This is a genomic window from Paenibacillus sp. 19GGS1-52, from assembly GCF_022369515.1.
Taxonomy (GTDB): domain Bacteria; phylum Bacillota; class Bacilli; order Paenibacillales; family Paenibacillaceae; genus Paenibacillus_AQ.
Genome location: NZ_CP059724.1, coordinates 4,435,832 through 4,454,827 on the forward strand (window position 1 = coordinate 4,435,832; position 18,996 = coordinate 4,454,827).

At 47.6% G+C, this 18,996-nt stretch carries 17 protein-coding genes; 10 read left to right on the forward strand and 7 right to left on the reverse strand.

Going from position 1 to position 18,996, the window contains the following annotated elements:
- Positions 1-137: 137 nt before the first annotated feature.
- Positions 138-1,193: a LacI family DNA-binding transcriptional regulator gene (locus H1230_RS20760; protein WP_239711792.1), complete on the forward strand. Its 1,056-nt coding sequence runs from the start codon at positions 138-140 to the stop codon at positions 1,191-1,193.
- Between the two features lie 109 nt (positions 1,194-1,302).
- The gene (locus tag H1230_RS20765) at positions 1,303-3,738 is read left to right on the forward strand and encodes a glycoside hydrolase family 94 protein (protein WP_239711793.1); all 2,436 of its coding nucleotides are present in this window, start codon (positions 1,303-1,305) and stop codon (positions 3,736-3,738) included.
- A gap of 112 nt (positions 3,739-3,850) precedes the next feature.
- On the opposite strand, the gene H1230_RS20770 is transcribed toward H1230_RS20765, so the two are convergent.
- Positions 3,851-5,779, reverse strand: a complete 1,929-nt coding sequence (locus H1230_RS20770; protein ID WP_239711794.1) for a glycoside hydrolase family 127 protein — start codon at positions 5,777-5,779, stop codon at positions 3,851-3,853.
- Between the two features lie 138 nt (positions 5,780-5,917).
- Here H1230_RS20770 and H1230_RS20775 point away from each other — a divergent pair, with 138 nt between their 5' ends.
- The 6 genes from H1230_RS20775 to H1230_RS20800 all read left to right on the forward strand — a co-directional run bounded on the left by H1230_RS20775 (position 5,918) and on the right by H1230_RS20800 (position 10,832).
- The gene (locus H1230_RS20775) at positions 5,918-6,790 is read left to right on the forward strand and encodes a helix-turn-helix transcriptional regulator (RefSeq protein WP_239711795.1); all 873 of its coding nucleotides are present in this window, start codon (positions 5,918-5,920) and stop codon (positions 6,788-6,790) included.
- A gap of 79 nt (positions 6,791-6,869) precedes the next feature.
- Entirely contained in the window at positions 6,870-7,388 is a 519-nt protein-coding gene (locus H1230_RS20780) for a DUF3231 family protein (protein WP_239711796.1), read from the forward strand.
- Between the two features lie 123 nt (positions 7,389-7,511).
- Positions 7,512-8,093: a YitT family protein gene (locus H1230_RS20785; RefSeq protein WP_239711797.1), complete on the forward strand. Its 582-nt coding sequence runs from the start codon at positions 7,512-7,514 to the stop codon at positions 8,091-8,093.
- 85 nt (positions 8,094-8,178) lie between these two features.
- Complete coding sequence (locus H1230_RS20790; RefSeq protein ID WP_239711798.1) at positions 8,179-9,441, forward strand: DNA polymerase IV; 1,263 nt, start codon at positions 8,179-8,181, stop codon at positions 9,439-9,441.
- 166 nt (positions 9,442-9,607) lie between these two features.
- Entirely contained in the window at positions 9,608-10,300 is a 693-nt protein-coding gene (locus H1230_RS20795; protein WP_239711799.1) for a threonine/serine exporter family protein, read from the forward strand.
- A gap of 109 nt (positions 10,301-10,409) precedes the next feature.
- Positions 10,410-10,832: a threonine/serine exporter family protein gene (locus H1230_RS20800; protein WP_239711800.1), complete on the forward strand. Its 423-nt coding sequence runs from the start codon at positions 10,410-10,412 to the stop codon at positions 10,830-10,832.
- A gap of 206 nt (positions 10,833-11,038) precedes the next feature.
- Here H1230_RS20800 and H1230_RS20805 read toward each other — a convergent pair whose 3' ends face one another.
- The 5 genes from H1230_RS20805 to H1230_RS20825 all read right to left on the reverse strand — a co-directional run bounded on the left by H1230_RS20805 (position 11,039) and on the right by H1230_RS20825 (position 15,320).
- The gene (locus H1230_RS20805) at positions 11,039-11,896 is read right to left on the reverse strand and encodes a DegV family protein (protein ID WP_239711801.1); all 858 of its coding nucleotides are present in this window, start codon (positions 11,894-11,896) and stop codon (positions 11,039-11,041) included.
- A 213-nt stretch (positions 11,897-12,109) separates the two neighbouring features.
- Complete coding sequence (locus H1230_RS20810) at positions 12,110-12,622, reverse strand: GNAT family N-acetyltransferase (RefSeq protein WP_239711802.1); 513 nt, start codon at positions 12,620-12,622, stop codon at positions 12,110-12,112.
- A gap of 8 nt (positions 12,623-12,630) precedes the next feature.
- Positions 12,631-14,649 (reverse strand): Na+/H+ antiporter, encoded by a 2,019-nt coding sequence (locus H1230_RS20815; RefSeq protein ID WP_239711803.1) that lies wholly within the window; start codon positions 14,647-14,649, stop codon positions 12,631-12,633.
- A gap of 40 nt (positions 14,650-14,689) precedes the next feature.
- Positions 14,690-15,118 (reverse strand): hypothetical protein, encoded by a 429-nt coding sequence (locus H1230_RS20820; protein ID WP_239711804.1) that lies wholly within the window; start codon positions 15,116-15,118, stop codon positions 14,690-14,692.
- 4 nt (positions 15,119-15,122) lie between these two features.
- Complete coding sequence (locus H1230_RS20825; protein ID WP_239711805.1) at positions 15,123-15,320, reverse strand: helix-turn-helix transcriptional regulator; 198 nt, start codon at positions 15,318-15,320, stop codon at positions 15,123-15,125.
- A gap of 248 nt (positions 15,321-15,568) precedes the next feature.
- Between H1230_RS20825 and H1230_RS20830 the strand changes: the two genes are divergently transcribed.
- Positions 15,569-16,324, forward strand: a complete 756-nt coding sequence (locus H1230_RS20830) for an MBL fold metallo-hydrolase (RefSeq protein ID WP_239711806.1) — start codon at positions 15,569-15,571, stop codon at positions 16,322-16,324.
- A gap of 108 nt (positions 16,325-16,432) precedes the next feature.
- On the opposite strand, the gene H1230_RS20835 is transcribed toward H1230_RS20830, so the two are convergent.
- Complete coding sequence (locus H1230_RS20835) at positions 16,433-17,302, reverse strand: VOC family protein (protein WP_239711807.1); 870 nt, start codon at positions 17,300-17,302, stop codon at positions 16,433-16,435.
- Positions 17,303-17,725: 423 nt separating this feature from the next.
- Between H1230_RS20835 and H1230_RS20840 the strand changes: the two genes are divergently transcribed.
- A complete protein-coding gene (locus H1230_RS20840; protein WP_239711808.1) occupies positions 17,726-18,958 on the forward strand; it encodes an MFS transporter in 1,233 nt (410 codons plus the stop codon).
- Positions 18,959-18,996 lie beyond the last annotated feature (38 nt).

Sequence of the window (18,996 nt, forward strand, 5' to 3'; positions counted from 1 at the left end):
AGTTAAATGTTAATTATTCCTACGCCTTGGTCTTTTTAATTTCTTTTCGATTCCGATTGATTTCTGTGCGGATTTATTCTACAATAAGCTCATAAACGCGCGTTTACAAGATGGAACAATGGTAAAAGGGGGCCAATATGCGCAGCGAAGATATAGCCAAGTTGGCTGGGGTTTCCCGAAGCACGGTATCCCGCGTGATCAACAACTATTCCAATGTCCCTGAAGAGACTCGTGCTAAAGTACTGAAGGTAATTGAACAGCATCAGTACGAGCCGAACAGCTTTGCACGGGCTCTAGCCGGTAAGAAGACGGATACTATTGGGCTGTTCGCCATTAGCATGAACGAGAAAGAGAATACGACCCGGATCTATCAGAATAACTACTTCGCTCCATTCGTCGATGCCGTAGTGGATACAGCGAATGCTCGCGGATGTTATGTGCTGATTCACACCGTATACTCTCCCGACGATTTCCTGAAGGTGAAGCAGGCCTTTCTGCAGAAACGGATTGACGGCGGCATCATCGTCGGCACTCAGAAGGATATTGATATTGTCCGGGAAATGGTGGGTCTTGACTCCCCGCTCGTGCTGATTGATTATGACATTTCAGAGATTATGTCAGAACATCTCGATCGTAATCATTTAGCTGTTGTGAACTCTAAAGACTATGAGGGCACAACGGAAGCCATCGAATACTTGATTGGCCTTGGACATGCAGAGATTGGCATCATCTGCGGACGAATGAATACGTATTCAGGACGAGAACGCTATATGGCCTATGAGGATACGCTGAAGCGGCATGGCCTTCCGCTGAATGAGAACTTCATTCTGCAGGGGGATTTTCTGAAAGAGACGGCTTATGAAGTGGTGAAGAAGCTACTGGCTTCCGGTGGGCCTTTACCAACTGCTTTCTTCTCTTCGAACGACGACATGGCTATTTCAGCGATGGAAGCGTTCTCTGAGCAGGATATAGCTGTTCCTGAGGAGATGTCGATTGCCGGCTTCGATGATATCCAGATGGCCTCGCGCATTCAGCCCAAGTTAACCACCGTCCGCTTGCCGATCTACGAAATGTCCAAAGCTGCCGTAGAGAAGGTGATCGAGCTGTGCGATTCACAGCAGCCGACCTTTAGCACGATCAGTTTTCCGGCACGGCTGATTGAGAGAGATTCCTGCCAGCCGCCCAAGCAGTAAGCTATTTTACGCCTGACCCCGGTTTTTCGAAAAAAAACCCTTTACCCCGAGGGACTTTTTTTTCAGATCTATAAACGCGCGTTCACAATCGAAGGGAGACTATTCTCACATGAAATTCGGAACTTTTGATGACACTCGTAAAGAGTATGTAATTAACACACCTAAAACGCCTTACCCATGGATTAACTACCTCGGCAACGAGCAATTTTTCGGCCTAATCTCTAATACTGCCGGTGGCTATTCCTTCTATAGAGATGCTCGTCTCAGAAGATTAACCCGTTACCGCTATAACAATATCCCGATGGATTCGGGTGGACGTTACTACTACCTGTATGACGATGGTGATTTCTGGACCCCGGGCTGGATGCCGGTTAAACGCGATCTTGATTTCTACGAATGCCGTCATGGTCTGGGCTACACTTCGATCACTGGCGAACGTAACGGAATTTCTGTTAACCAGCTTGCTTTTGTACCCCTCGGCCACAATGCTGAAGTACATCGTCTGGTCGTGAAGAACACGGGCACTGCGCAGAAATCAGTTAAGTTGTTCTCTTTTGCAGAATTCTGTCTGTGGAATGCTCAGGACGATATGACCAACTTCCAACGCAATCTCAGCACAGGTGAGGTTGAAGTGCAGGATTCCGTGATCTATCACAAAACAGAATACCGCGAACGCAGAAATCACTATGCTTACTACTCTGTGAACAAAGAAATCGCTGGTTTTGATACTGACCGTGAATCCTTTGTAGGTATGTACAATGGCCTGGAAAGCCCACAAGTCGTAGCTGCCGGAGAAGCAAGCAATTCCGTAGCCAGCGGCTGGTCCCCTATCGGCTCCCACGCGCTGAACATTACGCTTGAACCAGGCGAAGAGCAAAGCTTCATCTTTGTACTCGGCTACATTGAGAATGAAGAAGATGACAAATGGGAATCACTGAACGTCATTAACAAAAAACCGGCACTGGCTGTTGTAGAGCAATTTGCTACAGATGCTCAAGTGGATGCTGCTCTTGCTGACTTAGCTGCCCACTGGGATAACCTGCTGTCCAAATATCAGATCAAGAGTGGCGACGACAAGCTGGACCGCATGGTTAATATCTGGAACCCGTATCAATGTATGGTTACCTTCAACATGTCCCGTTCTGCTTCTTACTTTGAATCCGGTATCGGCCGTGGAATGGGCTTCCGCGATTCGAATCAGGACTTGCTCGGATTTGTACACCAAATTCCTGAGCGTGCACGCGAACGTATTCTCGATATCGCCGCTACGCAGTTTGAAGATGGCAGCGCGTATCACCAATACCAACCGCTCACCAAAAAAGGCAATAACGAAGTCGGCACCGGCTTTAATGATGATCCACTATGGTTGATTTCCGGAACGGCTGCCTACATCAAAGAAACTGGCGATACTTCCATTCTTGATGAGCAAGTTCCATTTGACAGCGACCTGAACAACACCGCTACCCTGTTCGAGCACTTGAGACTTTCCTTCGAGCATGTCACCAATAATCTCGGACCTCACGGCTTGCCGCTGATCGGCCGGGCGGACTGGAATGACTGTCTGAACCTGAATTGCTTCTCTACAGAACCCGGTGAATCCTTCCAGACGACAGCCAACATCGAAGGCCGCGTAGCTGAATCCGTCTTTATCGCAGGTCTGTTCGTCTTCGTTGGACCGGATTATGCTGAAATCTGCCGGACGCGCGGTTTGAGCGACGTTGCTGCTGACGCCGAAGACAAAATCGAGAATATGCGTGAAATTACTCTTACGCATGGCTATGACGGCGATTGGTTCCTGCGTGCTTATGACCACTACGGCGACAAGGTCGGCAGTAAGGATAATGAAGAAGGCCAAATCTTTATCGAGCCACAAGGCATGTGTGTTATGGCTGGTATCGGCGTAGAGAACGGACAAGCGGAGAAAGCTCTTACCTCCGTTAAAGAACGTCTGGACACTAAATATGGTATCGTCTTGCAACAGCCTCCTTACTCCAAATATTATTTGAACCTGGGCGAAATTTCGACGTACCCACCGGGCTACAAAGAAAATGCCGGCATTTTCTGCCACAACAACCCATGGATCATGATGGCTGAAACCATGCTGGGCCATGGCGACAGAGCTTTTGAACTGTATGCCAAGATCGCTCCTTCTTACCTGGAGGATATCAGCGAAATTCACCGTACGGAGCCTTACGTCTACTCCCAGATGATCGCTGGTAAAGATGCGGTTCGTCACGGAGAAGCGAAGAATTCCTGGTTGACGGGTACTGCTGCTTGGAACTATGTAGCGATCACCCAATCCATTCTCGGTATTCAAGCGGATTTCAATGGTCTGAAGATCGATCCTTGTATTCCTACCGAGTGGGACAGCTTCGAAATCACCCGTGTCTTCCGTGGAGATACTTACGTGATCCAGATCAAGAACCCGAACCATGTATCCAAAGGTGTAGCTAGTATTACACTGGATGGCGCAGCTGTAGAAGGCAACATCATCGCTCCTGTGGGCGACGGCGCTGTGCATACAGTAGTTGTTGAGCTTGGTTAAGAAGGCGACTGCCTTGACTTAGCCAATTATATTTCAAAAAAAGCAACCCGTTCCGTCCGCTAGAAATAGCGGTACGAGCCGGGTTGCTTTTTTGTATCACGCGATCAACAGCTTACGCTTTGCCTTCCGGAATCCACACCTTCATCTCCCCGCTGCCACGGTTCCCCCATAGATAATAAGGAATCGCCTTGAGCGTAACGGGTTGAACCGCAGCCTTTTCTCTGCCGTAGAGACCGCCGTTCCAGCTCTCCTGCTCCACGCAGAAGCCACTCCCTTCAACCACTACCGCTCCTCCGAGCAGCGTCTTGTCAAAAACTTCTGTGAACGCCACATCTCCGCTTAGAGAAATTGAGCTTAAAGACTGGCCGTTATCGGTGCCTTCGAGGCAATATACCAAGGGTCCACGTTGAATGGCGGTCTTATGGGCATCAGCCTGCAGCAACGGATGAGCATATACACGATGCGCCTCCATCGGCACTTGGACTTCAATAACATCCCCTGCTGCCCATACTCTGCGGATGATCCGGTAGCCCTGCTCTACATCCATAGCCATATTCAGCAGTTCGCCATTCACTCTAATCTCCATCCCCTGGCTCCAAGAAGGGATACGCAGCGCAATTCCGAATTCCGCTGCTGCTGCCGGATTAACCTGCATAGTCACTGTGCCTTCCCATGGATAATTGCTTTGCTGGTGAATCGTAACCTGTGTATCGCCGAGTTTCGTGTTCAGCTCGCTGCCAATATATAAATTGGTGTAGAGCGTGTCGCCATGGGTGGTGTAAATGTATTGATTGAGCGAGGTCAGCAGCCGGGCCACATTGGGTGGACAGCAAGCGCAGCCGAACCAGCCTTGACGCTCAGACTTCACATGCCGTTTATCCGGGTTACAGTTGCAGGCCTGTGGCCATACTTCGAGCGGATTGACATAGAAATAATGCTTGCCGTCCTGCGCCATAGAGCCCAGTACATTGTTATATAGCGCCCGTTCCATCACATCAGCGTACTGTGCATCCGGCGAGAGCTGCAGCATGCGCTGTGCGAAAAAAATCAGACCAATCGAGGCGCAAGTCTCTGCGTACACCGTGTCATTCGGCAGATCATAATCGAATGTGAATGCTTCACCCGCATGTGTGGACCCAATTCCACCCGTAATGTACATCTGCTTATCTGCCAGATTGTTCCACAGTCTAATGCAAGCCTTGCGCAGTGCTTCGTCACCTGTAAGTGCCGCCAAATCAGCCATGGCTGTGTACATATATACAGCGCGGACGGAATGACCTACAGCCACACTCTGCTCCCTTACTGGAAGATGGGCCTGGTTGTATTTCACATCCAGAGTGTCCGTCTTTCCGACCCAATAACTAGTACGCCCGCGTTTCTCCCATTCCTGCTCCAGAAAGTGTGGCTGCTGCCCTCTTTGGTCAATAAAAAAACTGCTGAGCAACAGGTATTTCTCTTCTCCGGTTAGACGATACAATTTAACAAGGGCCAGTTCAATCTCCTGATGCCCATCATACCCACGGATCTTGCCTTCTTCTGGTCCGAAGACCGAATCAATGTAGTCGACCATCCGGCACATAATGTCGAGCAGTTTTCTTTTGCCGGTGGCTTCATAATAAGATACAGCGGCTTCAATGAAATGCCCGGCGCAATAAAGCTCATGGCAATCGTTCAGATTGGTCCAGCGTTTGCCGGGCTCTTTTATCGTAAAATAAGTATTCAAATAACCGTCCGCCTGCTGCGCTTCACCAATGAGATCAATGACCTCGTCCGCCTGCCGCTCAAGCTCGGCATCACGCTTAATGGTCAATGAGTAGCCCACGGCCTCCAGCCACTTGGCCACATCACTATCCTGAAATACAAAGCCGTGGAATTCACCTTTCTTCCGGCCAGCAGCAATCTCGAAGTTAGCTATCGCATGGCTTGGCTCCGCTTCTGGCACCCTATCATGCAATGCCTCATATTGATACGGAATAACTACATCCTGCACTAGCTGAATATAGCGTCCCCAGAATTCGTCTTTAATCGTCACTTTGCTCATTTCATTCTTCCTCTCCGTCTATTTCATCCTCGCTAATTGCAATTATAGACTGTAAAATAAATAAAAAATACAAACATAAGCAACCGTATTTTTGTACTATTTCACACTAAATAAAGTAAGCTTGGAGTGGGAAAAACAATGACATTCAGTCCTTCTTATATTCACCTTGCTGCACCGCCCTTTCCCTATTTCCTAGAATGTGATCGCACGGTATATCAGCCTGGAGATCAGCATCCAAACCGGAACTGTATGGGCAAATTTGACCTACTGCTTGTCGAGCAGGGGTGTTTATTCATCGGTGAAGAGGATAAACAATGGGAAGTGACGGCTGGATCTACCCTGCTGCTGCTGCCTGACCGCTATCATTATTCCGTCAAGCCCTGCTTGGAGACTACCTCGTTCGTATGGATTCATTTTCACACGGTTGGAGAATGGACTGTGGCCGAGGGTGAGCCTGTCTTTGTCAATCGTGAAATGCACTTTCAGCAATTTCTCACACATCCATATACGATTCGCGTGCCACAGTTCGGACCGCTTCCAGGTTCCTTTGAGCATAGTGGTCAAGCAGAGCTGTTATTGCAGTTAGCCAGCGGGCGACGTTCAAGTGCGGTCTGGCAGCAGCAGCGGATCTTTGAAGAGATGCTGCGGATGATGGACCTGGCCCAGCATGATGCCTCAGGGAGTCAGGCTGTGGAAATCGCCGAGCAAACTGAGGCTTATATCCGCAACCATTATGCGGAACCTGTCACCAATGCGTCTCTGTCGGAAGCTCTGCATTTTCACTACAATTATCTGGGTCGCTGTATGAAGCGCGTGTACGGGCTGACGCCGCTGGAATATCTGGCAGATTACCGTCTGGAGCAGGCCAAGCTGCTGTTGCTGAAGACAGAGATCTCTGTAGCGGGGATAGCGGAGCGTACCGGCTTCGAGAGCACCCCCTACTTCTCGCGACGCTTCGAAGAGCAAATTGGCATCTCTCCGCTGCGCTTCCGCAAGCGTTACTCCCGGTAGCCTTTTTCTCGCATAAAACATGTCCTGGCGGACAAGCTAATTTAACATTCATACTTATCTATAAAGGAGCTATGCAAATATGGGAATTCTAAACGGCAATCCTAAAGATGAACCGATGCACTATGGTGAAATTTTCAGTGTGTGGCAGTTCTCCGCCAAAGCCAAAATGACCTTATCTACGCTGCAGGCCTTTCATTATCATGCCGGGGATCAGGACTTAAAGAAAATGATTGATGATTTAATGGATCAGGCCCAGCTGGAAATCAAGAATTGCGACAAGCTCCTTAAAGCCAATGGAATTACTCCCTTTCCGCTACTTCCGGACCGTCCTTCCGTTAAACTTGAGGATATTCCTGTCGGTGCCCGGTTCTCCGATCCGGAAATCGCTGCAGCGATCTCTGCGGGTGCCTCGATGAGCCTGAACGAATGCAGCCAAATTATGGGAATGGCCATACGGGAAGATATCGGAGCCTTATTCTTAAAAACACATGCCCAAATGGCGGTATTGGGTCTCGCCCTTTTGAAAATGAATAAACAAAAGGGTTGGCTGATTCCGCCACCCCTTCAGGTGAAAAAACAAGAGCCTGTGCATGCCTGAGCTCTGGTCTTAAGTTTTCGATCCAGTTCTAATCCTGCTCATGCAGGATTTTTTGCTGTTCAGCAATTTTTTGGAAGTGAGAAGCATATTCATAAGACATGCCTTACTTTGGAGTTGTTGAATATGCGGTCATGGCCTAGATACGTCATCATTTTGGTAGGAAGCTTATTTATTGCCGTAGGAACTAACTTTTTCCTTGTCCCTTACAAAATTCTGGATGGCGGGATCATCGGGATAGCCCTTATTATCAATTATTTGTCCGGTGCCAAAATTGGACCAGCAATTATACTCTGCAGCATCCCGGTATTCCTGCTGGCTTGGCTGAAGGATCGGGATGTCTTTTACACTAGTGTATTGGGTCTGTTATCTTCGTCGTTCCTCATCGAGTTGCTTGGCCCGTTTCAGTATTACTTCTTGTATTATATTGAGCTTGGCTCTATCTCCAGTGCTATAATCGGCGGTTTTCTGATGGGCAGTGGTCTCGGGCTAATGCTTCGCTTCAAAGCAAGTACGGGCGGCACGGATCTGCTTGCCCGCTACATTACGAGGTATATTCCGATGAATGTTGGACTCATCATTTTCTTGACAGATGCCTTGATTATTAGCGCGGGCGGGGTATTGATTTCCAAGGAAACTTTTCTGCATTCGATCTTGACCATTGCCTCCGGCGGAGTGGCTACTGGCCTGTTAACCCTTGATTCCTAAACCTGATGGAAATAAGTATGCATATACACGATCATATGTTCGTATTATACTTAGTAACAAGCCTCACCCTGGAGTGTGTTAACCCATGAAGAAAGATCGAATCATTATGCTGTCCGATTGCCAGAGCTTCTATGCTTCCGTGGAGAAGGCCTCAAGTCCCCATTACAGCAACAAGCCACTCGTCGTGGCCGGAGATCCGGCAAGACGAAGCGGAATTGTATTAGCAGCCTGTCCTCTGGCCAAAACCTATGGTATTACCACCGCCGAAACTTTACGCGAAGCCCTGGCCAAATGCCCTGAGCTGATCGTGGTCAGACCACGAATGCAGCATTATATAGATGTCTCCGCCCAAATTACTGATATTCTCCGCAAATTCAGCGACCTCGTGGAGCCTTATTCTATCGATGAGCAGTTTATTGATGTTACCGGCAGCCTTTCCCTATTTGGCAGTCCACGGCAGATCGCGGCTGCCATTCAGGATCAAATCCGCCGAGATACAGGAGTATATGTGCGCGTCGGCATCAGCTATTCCAAGGTTACCGCCAAGATGGCTTGCGATCTGTGGGCCAAGAAGAATGAGGAAGGACTATTCACCCTCACGCGGGAACAGCTACCGACCTTGCTCTGGCAGCTGCCGATCAGCCAGCTGTTCATGGTAGGACGCCGCATGTCCGCCCATTTCCAAAGCATGGGTCTGGTAACCATCGGTCACTTGGCGCAGTTGCCCCTCGCCGAGCTAAAGTGGCGCATGCGGGAGAAATTCCATAAGAATTGCGACGTTGATGCAGAGCTTTATTGGCGAATTGCCAATGGTGTTGACGACAGCCCCGTAAATTCAGCAACCTACGAGGTGGCTCCTAAGAGTGTTGGCCACCAGATGACACTCCCTCGCGACTACTATACACTCAAGGACATTAAGACTGTGCTTCTGGAGCTCGCAGAGCTGGTCTGCAGGCGCTGTCGCAAACTGAAGGTAAATGGTGCAGTCGTGTCTGTTGGCTGCCAGGGTGCCAGCTTCGATGCCCCTACAGGATTTTCAAGGCAGAGCACGATGAGCGACCCCGCGAATGCTACCAATCTGGTATATGAGTCAGCCGTAGCTCTGTTCGTATTACATTGGGATGGTCAGCCCGTACGTAGAGTCCACCTAAGCCTCTCTAGCCTCTCCGACGAAAGTCAGTATCAGCTGACACTATTCGAATCACGGCCCCGCTACCGCGCACTCGAACAGGCCACCGATGATTTAAAGAATAAATATGGGGATACAATTATTGGACGGGCCGTTTCCTTTACCGATGCCGGGCAGATCAAGGATCGGGCTGGCAAGATTGGCGGACATTACAAATAATAATTTTTAAATAAAAAGATTAAGGGTTGATCTTTTCTACTAATGAGGCGACAATCGGATATATAACATTCCAGGGGAGGATCAAGAAGAGTTGGATAGTACCAGCAATAATAGCAACACTTCTATACATGAAATTATTGACTTATGCCTCCTAGCAGGGAAAATCATGCTCCAAAGCGGTGCCGAAACTTATCGCGTGGAGGATACAATGACGCGGATGGCTGCGTCCCTCGGCTTTCCAGGAGCGCATAGCTACGTAACGCCAACCGTCATCATGTTCACTACCAGTAGAATGGAACCAGTCAAGCTCTTCCGAATCGCGGAACGAACGACAGATTTGCAAAAGGTGTCCGAGGTCAATGATATCTCACGCCGCCTCAGTGAACGTCAAATCACAGCGGCTGAAGCCCGCGAACGGCTGGGTGTGGTGGATGACTCTGCGCATGCCTATCCCATTTGGCTGCAGATTGCCGCTGCTGCCCTGACAGGCGCCTGTTTTACGATCATGTTTAAAGGCAGCTTATGGGATGCTCTTCCGGCACTGTTGATCTCTGGGCTTGGCTATACGGCTGTCATCTACTTGCACCGAATAGTCGAAATCAGGTTCTTCGCGGAATTTACCGCCTCCTTTCTGATCGGCTTGCTTGCCTTCTTTTCCGTTAAATTTGGTATAGGGCATGAGATGGATAAAATCATTATCGGCTCTGTGATGCCGCTTGTACCAGGGCTGCTCATTACCAATGCGGTCCGTGATCTGATGGCTGGCCACTTGGTCTCCGGCCTATCCAAGGGAGCGGATGCTTTTCTGACTGCGTTTGCGATTGGAACAGGCATCGGGCTTGTGCTGTCACTTTTTTAAAAAAGCCACACGATAACTTATCCTTATATTTCTCGAAGAAACGGGTATCGTCTATAAACGGATGGCGAAGTCGTTTCTTCTTGACCTAGGTGAAAGAGGTTAACTGTTTATGATTTTGCAACTAGTAACCAGTTTTATCGCGACTGCCACGTTCTGCATTCTGTTCAATGCGCCGCGGCGCGCGCTGCTGCAATGCGGAATTGCCGGCATGGTGAGCTGGATGGTCTATTTACTGCTGGACCAGCAGTGGGAAGCGGTCATTGCGACTTTCGGGGCTACCGTTGTGGTCGGGTTCATCAGCCAAATTTTTGCCCGTTCGTTCAAGATGCCTGTGATTATTTTCAGTGTCGGTGGCGTGATCCCGCTTGTCCCGGGTGGACTTGCTTATGACGCGATGCGGAAGTTCGTGGAGAATGATTATATCGAGGCGGTAAAGTTTGCTACCCAGGCTTTATTGCTCTCCGGGGCTATTGCCGCCGGGCTTGTGCTTAGCGAGGTGCTTGGACAAATGTTTCTGCGGAGAAGCAAATGATCCAGCCTACCTTAAGTTACAACCCCAACGCTGCAGTCGGGTCACAACAAACAAGAAGAAACGGCTTGACCATCCTTTTTATGGACGGTATCTGTTTCTTCGAGAAATATAAGGATAAATTATTGCGTGAAACCTATAAATTCTTATATTTAGTAAAAGGGTGCCATTAGCCAATTCCGGCTTAGTGGCACCCTTTTGCTACAAAATCAGGCGTTTATGCTATTGATACTATTGCTCTTGATCCAGGCCATTGCGAGCGTACCTTCACCCGCATGAATGCCGGCAACAGGAATAAAGGTCATGATCTCTGTCCGTAAGGCTGGAGCCATATTCTTAATTTCTTCTTCCAGCTTCAGCGCTTCCTCCATATTATTGGCATGCATAATACAAACGTCTGTGATCATCTCAACATCCTTTTTTAAGTTATCGAGCAGTTTCTGCTTGGTCTTCTTAAAGGTACGAATCTTCTCTTCTACAATAATTTTCCCATCATCAAAACGCAACAGCAGATGTATCCGCAGCAGTTGGCTGAGCACAAGCTGAGAGCCCGTTACCCGCCCGCCGCGGTGAAGCTGGGTCAGATTGGATGGAATTAAGTAAAAGGACATATTCTGAATGATATTCTCGATTTTTTCTTTGATCTCTTGCACCGAAAGGCCAATGTTCTGCCAATGAATTCCCCGCATAATCATTTCACGGATCGGATAGGCGCCTACCTTGGAGTCAATTCCCACGACATTTGCTTGAGCGATCTCAGCAGCCTGCATAGAGGTACTGAACGTACCGCTAAGATCTGATGAACAATGAATGGCGATAATTTCCGCGTATTCTTGCTTCAATTGTTCGTACAGTTCAATAAACTCACCAATCGGCGGTTGTGAACTGCTCACCCGTTCATGCTGGCGCATTTTATCATAAAATTGTTCAGAGGTAATATCTATATTTTCTTTGTAGCACTCGTCATTAACCAGGAGGCGTAGTGGAACAATATATACATGATTGTTCTTGGCGAATTCAGGATCGAGCGTACTGGTGCTGTCAGTTACCCAAGCGATTGGTTTCACATAAATCACTTCTCTCTTTCATGTCTGAATGTCTGAATACTTTAGCGACGGCAAGGCGTCACTACATTCATAAACTATACATGATAGGAAGCAACGATACAGATTTACCAAGCCTTTCATCCAATCTTTTTTCGACATTTTTCGATATATATACACATTACACATGATAAATATACCTATGAATACAGCGGTCCTTTATGTTATGTGATCGTCTCAGCCGATGATTTTCTGGTAGCTGGCAATATCCAGCCTTCTGCCGAATTTGGTGCCAATTTCCTTGAAATAGGCGCTCTGCTCATATCCATTTTTTCGAAAAAGCTTCAGGCTGCTCTCGTTCTCCGCGCATACGGTAGCCACCAATACATGAAACTCCAATTCAACTGCCCGTTCTTCAATAAACCGCAGCGCACTTCCACCTATTCCTTGTCCACTGCAGCCCGGCTTCAAATAGATGCTAATCTCCCCAGAGGCATCATAGGCCTGCTTGTTCTTATGTCTGGTGATCAGCACATAACCTTGCAGCTCACCCTCGCGGAGAATAGCGTAAGACTTAAAGCGGACATCACCATTTAGTACAGAATTCCGCATGTCAGCTAAGCATAAAGGCTCTGTATGAAAAGAAACCGTGGTGTTCAGCACATAATAATTATAAATATCCAGCACTTCTGGCAGATGCTCTTCCTTAATTTCGGGAAATGACAGCCCACTTGCAGTTATATCACTCATAGTTTAAGTTAATCCTCCCATATTGACGTTTCCAAATGATCCACATACCGGCGCAGCTTGCCGGCGATTTTACGGTTAATCGTCCCTTGCTCATACAACTGCTGAACCTTATCCCGCTGCTCCTGAATGGCTTTCAGCTTCAGTTCAAGCTTCTGGTCATCTACCAGTCCATCCTTCGTCCAGTCGCTTCCCTGTCTCAGTCTGGCAATTATCTGCTCATATTTGCCCATAACCTGCTGAGAGGCTTCCTGATTATCCGCGTTCAACTGGCTTTTAACAGCTTCAATAGCCGCTCTGCACATCGCTATCTTGGCAATTTTGGCACTTTCAGCGTATTGAACGGCCTGCTGTACATCGTCTCCCTCACGCTGGCCTGAGAATAGGCCGGCGAATAGCCGCCGAACCTCTGTTACAGAGATTTTAATTTGCGAGTTCAGGGTGCTGGCCAGAAAACCTTCAGTATGATCGAGCAACTCTTCCATCTTCAGCGCTACCGGAGCCGGGATCTCGGTATGCTCTAGTAGACGATTCAACTCTTTGCGCTCAGCATGCAGCCCAATGATTCGGGTCTTAATCACCAATTGGCGGAAATGCTCCGACAAGGGAGTATTATTCTGCTCCGTGCTGCCTAGTCTCTTGATTTGGTCCGTGAACTCTGTCAGCGCAGGCAATGCCGAATCCTGCTTGTCTTCCGTCATCATGCTTCGCAGCAGTGTCATCCCGGCATTCATTACAGCCGACCTGGCAGCTTGCTCCGAACCCACGAGAGTGGCATCAGCCACAGCCTCTTCCTTGCCTGCGAGCAGCGGTAAGAAGACACTGGCAATCAGCAGCGACATCAGAATAACACCTGCGGCAATGAAGATGATTAGATCGCGTTCTGGAAAAGAAGAACCGTCACCCAGCACCAGAGGAATTGAGAACGCACCCGCTAAGGTAACCGCTCCCCGCACACCCGAGATCGAGGTGATCAGATGTGATTTCATGGGCACCTTCTCCATTTTTCGCAAACGGCTTCCCCACAAGGAGAAAAGATACACCCAAAGGAATCGCAGCACAATCAGCAGCGCAGTAATCGCCAAGACATAACCGACCACCAACAGGTTATCCACCGCATCATCGCGATAGATCACTTCAATCACGTCAGGAATGGATACACCAAGGATGAGAAAAACCATCCCATTCAGTATAAACAGCAGGACCGACCAGGTACTGGCCGAGACTAATTGCAGCTTGTACTGCGGAGATATGGTGCGGTCTTTCTCGATCGCATGGATCACACCACCAGCAACAACTGCCAATATGCCGGATACTCCAATTTCCTCACTGACCAAATAAATAATGAACGGAGTCAGGATTTGCAGCAGCATATGGATCGTGACATCCTCCATCCCCAGTCTGCGGATAAATACACTGAGGCGAATGAGTAGGAAAGCCAGTAGTGCTCCGGCTAGCAATCCCCCTACAGCTATGAGAATAAAGCTGAAAGTCGCCTGTCGTAAAGAGAATACCCCGGTTACTGTTGCCGCAATGGCGAACTTAAATGCCACAAGTCCTGAAGCGTCATTTATCAGTGACTCGCCCTCCAGAATACGGTGAATACTCTTGGGCAGATGCAGCCTTCCAGCTAGTGCGCTTACTGCAACTGCATCAGTAGGCGAGAGAATTGCCGCCAGCGCAAACGCAGCGGGCAAGGGGATGGTAGGGATCATCCAATGAATAGCATATCCGGCTATAAAGACGGTAGCGAACACCAGCCCAAGAGCCAACATTAGGATCGGAGCACGCAGGCTCCATAGCTCGTTTCGGGGTGTCCGCTTTCCGTCATTGAACAGCAGCGGGGCGATAAATAAGACCAGAAACAGTTCTGGCTCCAGTGACATATGAATGCCTGAGGGTAAGAGTACGACAATTACGCCAAGGCCAATCTGGATCAGTGGAATCGGTACGAACGGAATAAAACGGTTCACAATATTCGATACTGCAATCAGTCCCAGCAGCACAAGTACAGCGAGAAATGTCTCCAATCTTCATCAACTCCCAGAGGTTAGTTGCAATTATACTTCTCTACATTCTCTTGGAATAGTAATTGGATAATGTAATGGCCAGTACAAGCTCCAAAAGCAACACAGAAGATATCATGATAATGATGATCACATTCGTGCCCATAAATCCAAGTGCCAAAACAATAACAGTAAGCGCATATACGACAATTCGATTAATTTGCGCTCCAACCTTTTCTCTAATTCGAGTATTTCGCTCATCGTTCATTTCAATATTTTTCTTGCGCACAAGCTCTTCATTCTCAACCTTTGAAATGATCCCTGCGCCGATTAAATTACCGATTCCCAGACAAAATAGCGCTGCTCCCAAACCAATGCATAATCCAGAGAGACTTTTGAGTGCATCTCCAGTGAAAACAAAACCGCCCATATAGACAGAAGCTGCACCCAGAACGGCTATAAATGCGTACAACCCTATTCTACTCTTATGCATTCCCCTACTCCTCCTCATATATAAAAATTTCTTCAATATTCAGTTTAAAATATCTGGAAATTTTGAAAGCAAGCAGGATCGACGGATTATACCGTCCATTCTCAAGTGAACCTATGGTTTGTCTAGAAACCTCCAAAGCTTCGGCAAGTTCTTCTTGCTTGATGCCTCGTTGCTTTCTTATTTCTTCGAGCCTATTCTTCACGCGGAACCCCCCTGCGGCCTTAATGGAAAGCTAACTTTCCATTAAATAATAGCACAGGCACCGTAAAATGGAAAGATTACTTTCCATAATTCCGAAAAATTCATAGAATATCCCCTTAGTCTATATTGACAAAAATATTTATATGTGTTATAATATATAACTATTTTATTGATTGATAATAAATTTTTAATTAAAATATGCATTAGCCTTACCCAATCACTCTTATACACGAATAACGGAGGGATATCATGCATATTGCCAAAGGAATAGAAATGTTAGAAATTTCAGTGCAAGTTATGGGAGGAAGCAACACCATTTACCCTACATTGCTCTGGGATGAGGAAACTGCTGTATTGGTAGATACCGGATATCCAGGCCTGCTGTCCAAATTCAAGGAGGTTATTGAACAATCCAGTATCCCTTGGAAACGACTGCACACAATTGTAATAACCCATCAGGATGTGGATCATATTGGCAGCTTGCCTGCCATGCTGGCAGAAGAGGATACCGTGCTGAATGTGCTAGCCCATGAAATGGAGAAGCCCTATATCGAGGGAGAGAAAATGCTGCTCAAACATACACTGGAGGCCTTAGCTGCAGCTGCAGCGATGATCCCACCTCATGTCCCGGAGGAATGGCGGCGGGCGTTCCTATTCACCTTGTCCCATCCTCCCAAAGGAAGAGTAGATCATACCATTGGAGAAGGTGACATTCTGCCTGTTGCCGGCGGGATTACAGTCATCCATACGCCTGGACACAGTCCTGGACATCTCAGCCTCTATCATCAGGAGAGCCGCACCCTTATTGCTGCTGATGCATTGACCGTCCTAAATGGCGAACTGCACGGACCAGATGTTACAGCTACACCAGATATGGCGACTGCACTTCACTCCCTAGCCAATCTTGCCGCTTATGACATCGATACTGTAATTTGCTATCACGGGGGATTGTATCGCGGAGACGCAAACCGCCGTATTGCTGAATTGGCTCAAGGGCTGACATAGGTTTGATCTCTAGGCAGACTCTGATAAGCAACTATAACAAAGAAGGCACAGCCGGATTGAACGGGCTCTGCCTTCTTTTTCTAATCATATAATCACTTTCAGCCTGACTTATAGTTTCTTTACAATCAATCTAATCCCAATGTTCCAAGGATCTCTAAACGCGGGTACGCCGTCAATATCTTCAACAGCATATCCTGCCTGACGCACACGATCTACTACAGCTATACGTTCTTCTTCATTAGGCAGGAAAAGAGTGAAATAATCAATGCCCGCAGCATCTACAGGGGCCGCTGGCGCACCCTGACCCGCCCAAATATTAAGACCGATATGGTGATGATAACCTCCGGCCGAGATGAACATAGCTGCATCCCCATAATGGGCGGTAAGCTCAAACCCTAACAGATCAACGTAGAACGCTTTAGCCTGGCCCAGATCACCAACGTGAAAATGAACATGCCCCATAACGGTCCCCGCTGGCAGTCCATTCCAAGGCAAGCCTGCCGAAGCAGCCATCAGTCCATCTACATCGACGGGGTCCGTAGCCATCTGCACATGGCCTTCTGTATCGTGTTCCCATGAATCCCGGGGACGGTCCCGGTAAATTTCAATGCCGTTATTATCAGGGTCCTGAATATATAGTGCTTCACTAACCAAATGATCTCCCTGCCCCACATGAATACCTGTAGAAATCAGGTTGCGCATGACCAACCCAAGACTCGGACGATCCGGAACTAGTATCGCAAAATGATATAACCCTGCCACCGAATTACGACGCAGCACCTTAGCATTCTCAATCTCACGCAGAATCAATAACACACTCTGACCGTCAGCGGTCATCTCCACCTCGCGTCCAGCCTGCCGCAGAACACTTAAACCTACAACGTTCCGATAAAAAGCTAATGAGCGCTCCAAATTACTTACTCTAATCTGCACAAGACCTATCGAAAAGTCGGGATGTAAAGTTGTAGCTGCTGTCATATAACTTCCTCCTCATATACTTATCAAGTTATTATATTGTAACTATACCAGTTACATAGTTGCTATACTTATTATAGTTACATTCTATATGTTTGTCAATTACCTCCACTCACAATCTTTTAATTCCGTCATATGTTATGTTTCATTACGTAATTTAATGAATAACGCTACAAAAAGCCTAAATATTATTTATTTTAAATTTTTACGTTATATTTATTGACACGAACCTAAAAGCTATTTATAGTAGCATTATAAGATTTCAACAACCAAATGGCACAATGTTGTGTCAGCTACTTCAGACAATTAAAAAGTCAGTCACGATGACGTGACTGCACCGGCAATGAGGCCGATTAACAAATTCGCAAGTATGCGGGTTCTGTTAGTCGGTCTCTTTTCGTCTACACATTTAAGGGGGAATTTGCGATGGAAGCAAAAAGTTTTCGGAAATCAGGCCATTTTCCAAGTTTGGTGTCAGCTTTTCTGTATTTTGATGTAAGCTTTATGATTTGGGTAATGTGTGGAGCTTTGTCACTCTATATCACCAAGGATTTCGGTTTGTCGGATACTCAGAAAGCGACAATGGTCGCCATCCCCATATTGGGTGGTTCCTTCTTCCGAATACCGATGGGAATATTAGCGGACCGTATTGGCTGTAAAAAAGCAGGCCTTATCGGAATGGCGCTCTCCATTGTCCCTCTGCTCTGGGGCTGGTTAGGCGGCACTAGCTTGCTTCAAGTTCAATCCATCGGATTCTTGCTCGGATTCGCAGGTGCGAGCTTTGCCGTAGCGCTTTCCTTGGCTAGTCGCTGGTATCCACCACAATATCAAGGGCTGGCTATGGGCATTGCCGGAGCGGGAAACAGTGGTACTGCGCTAGCTACCTTTTTCGGACCGCAGATCGCCCAGGCTTACGGATGGCATAATGTTTTTGGCATCGCAATCATTCCTTTGGTCCTTGTCATTATTGTGTTTGCAGTTTTAGTCAAGGATGCACCAAACGCCCCTGCACCTAAAACCTTGAAGGATTACCTCAGTGTATTAAAATTTGCGGATACCTGGTGGTTCTCCATTTTCTACGCGATTACATTTGGCGGGTTTGTCGGATTTGCCAGCTACGCTAGTATTTTCTTCTACGATGTGTACGGTGATAATGTTCACGCCGGTGGTATAACCAAAATACAGGTCGGTTACCTCGTTACCATTACAGTTATAGCAGGCAGCTTCTTTCGGCCGATAGGTGGTTGGATTGCCGACAAAATTGGTGGTATGCGCTTCTTGACGATGTTGTTCGGTATCATTTCAGTATGTGCATTTGCCATTGCTACAATGCCTGATTCCTTCCTATTAATGCTTCTTTATACAAGTGTTATGATGGCTTGCCTCGGTATGGGAAACGGCTCGGTATTCCAGATAGTTCCGCAACGTTTCTCCAAGGAGATTGGAGTCATTACCGGCTTCGTCGGAGCTGCAGGTGGTTTAGGCGGATATTTATTGCCCAAGTACATACTGGGTCCACTAAAAGAATCTACTGGCTCTCACGTGACTGGATTTCTGGTTATAGGTTCCATCGTTTTAGTAACAACAATGGTATTCTACGCTGTAACCCGCTCTTGGAAAAAGTCTTGGGCTACCAAGGAATCTGGAGTTAACTTCTAAGACTGTATAAATGAAACAAAATCCGTGCTAAGAGCACT

What these genes read in the sequence shown, in the direction of transcription:
- H1230_RS20800 (WP_239711800.1), top strand. Translation starts at nt 10,410, where the DNA reads ATGATTTTGCAACTAGTAACCAGTTTTATCGCGACTGCCACGTTCTGC.
- H1230_RS20770 (WP_239711794.1), bottom strand. Translation starts at nt 5,779, where the DNA reads ATGAGCAAAGTGACGATTAAAGACGAATTCTGGGGACGCTATATTCAG.
- H1230_RS20785 (WP_239711797.1), top strand. Translation starts at nt 7,512, where the DNA reads ATGCGGTCATGGCCTAGATACGTCATCATTTTGGTAGGAAGCTTATTT.
- H1230_RS20780 (WP_239711796.1), top strand. Translation starts at nt 6,870, where the DNA reads ATGGGAATTCTAAACGGCAATCCTAAAGATGAACCGATGCACTATGGT.
- H1230_RS20820 (WP_239711804.1), bottom strand. Translation starts at nt 15,118, where the DNA reads ATGCATAAGAGTAGAATAGGGTTGTACGCATTTATAGCCGTTCTGGGT.
- H1230_RS20810 (WP_239711802.1), bottom strand. Translation starts at nt 12,622, where the DNA reads ATGAGTGATATAACTGCAAGTGGGCTGTCATTTCCCGAAATTAAGGAA.
- H1230_RS20765 (WP_239711793.1), top strand. Translation starts at nt 1,303, where the DNA reads ATGAAATTCGGAACTTTTGATGACACTCGTAAAGAGTATGTAATTAAC.
- H1230_RS20835 (WP_239711807.1), bottom strand. Translation starts at nt 17,302, where the DNA reads ATGACAGCAGCTACAACTTTACATCCCGACTTTTCGATAGGTCTTGTG.
- H1230_RS20795 (WP_239711799.1), top strand. Translation starts at nt 9,608, where the DNA reads ATGCTCCAAAGCGGTGCCGAAACTTATCGCGTGGAGGATACAATGACG.
- H1230_RS20775 (WP_239711795.1), top strand. Translation starts at nt 5,918, where the DNA reads ATGACATTCAGTCCTTCTTATATTCACCTTGCTGCACCGCCCTTTCCC.
- H1230_RS20830 (WP_239711806.1), top strand. Translation starts at nt 15,569, where the DNA reads ATGCATATTGCCAAAGGAATAGAAATGTTAGAAATTTCAGTGCAAGTT.
- H1230_RS20840 (WP_239711808.1), top strand. Translation starts at nt 17,726, where the DNA reads ATGGAAGCAAAAAGTTTTCGGAAATCAGGCCATTTTCCAAGTTTGGTG.
- H1230_RS20760 (WP_239711792.1), top strand. Translation starts at nt 138, where the DNA reads ATGCGCAGCGAAGATATAGCCAAGTTGGCTGGGGTTTCCCGAAGCACG.
- H1230_RS20790 (WP_239711798.1), top strand. Translation starts at nt 8,179, where the DNA reads ATGAAGAAAGATCGAATCATTATGCTGTCCGATTGCCAGAGCTTCTAT.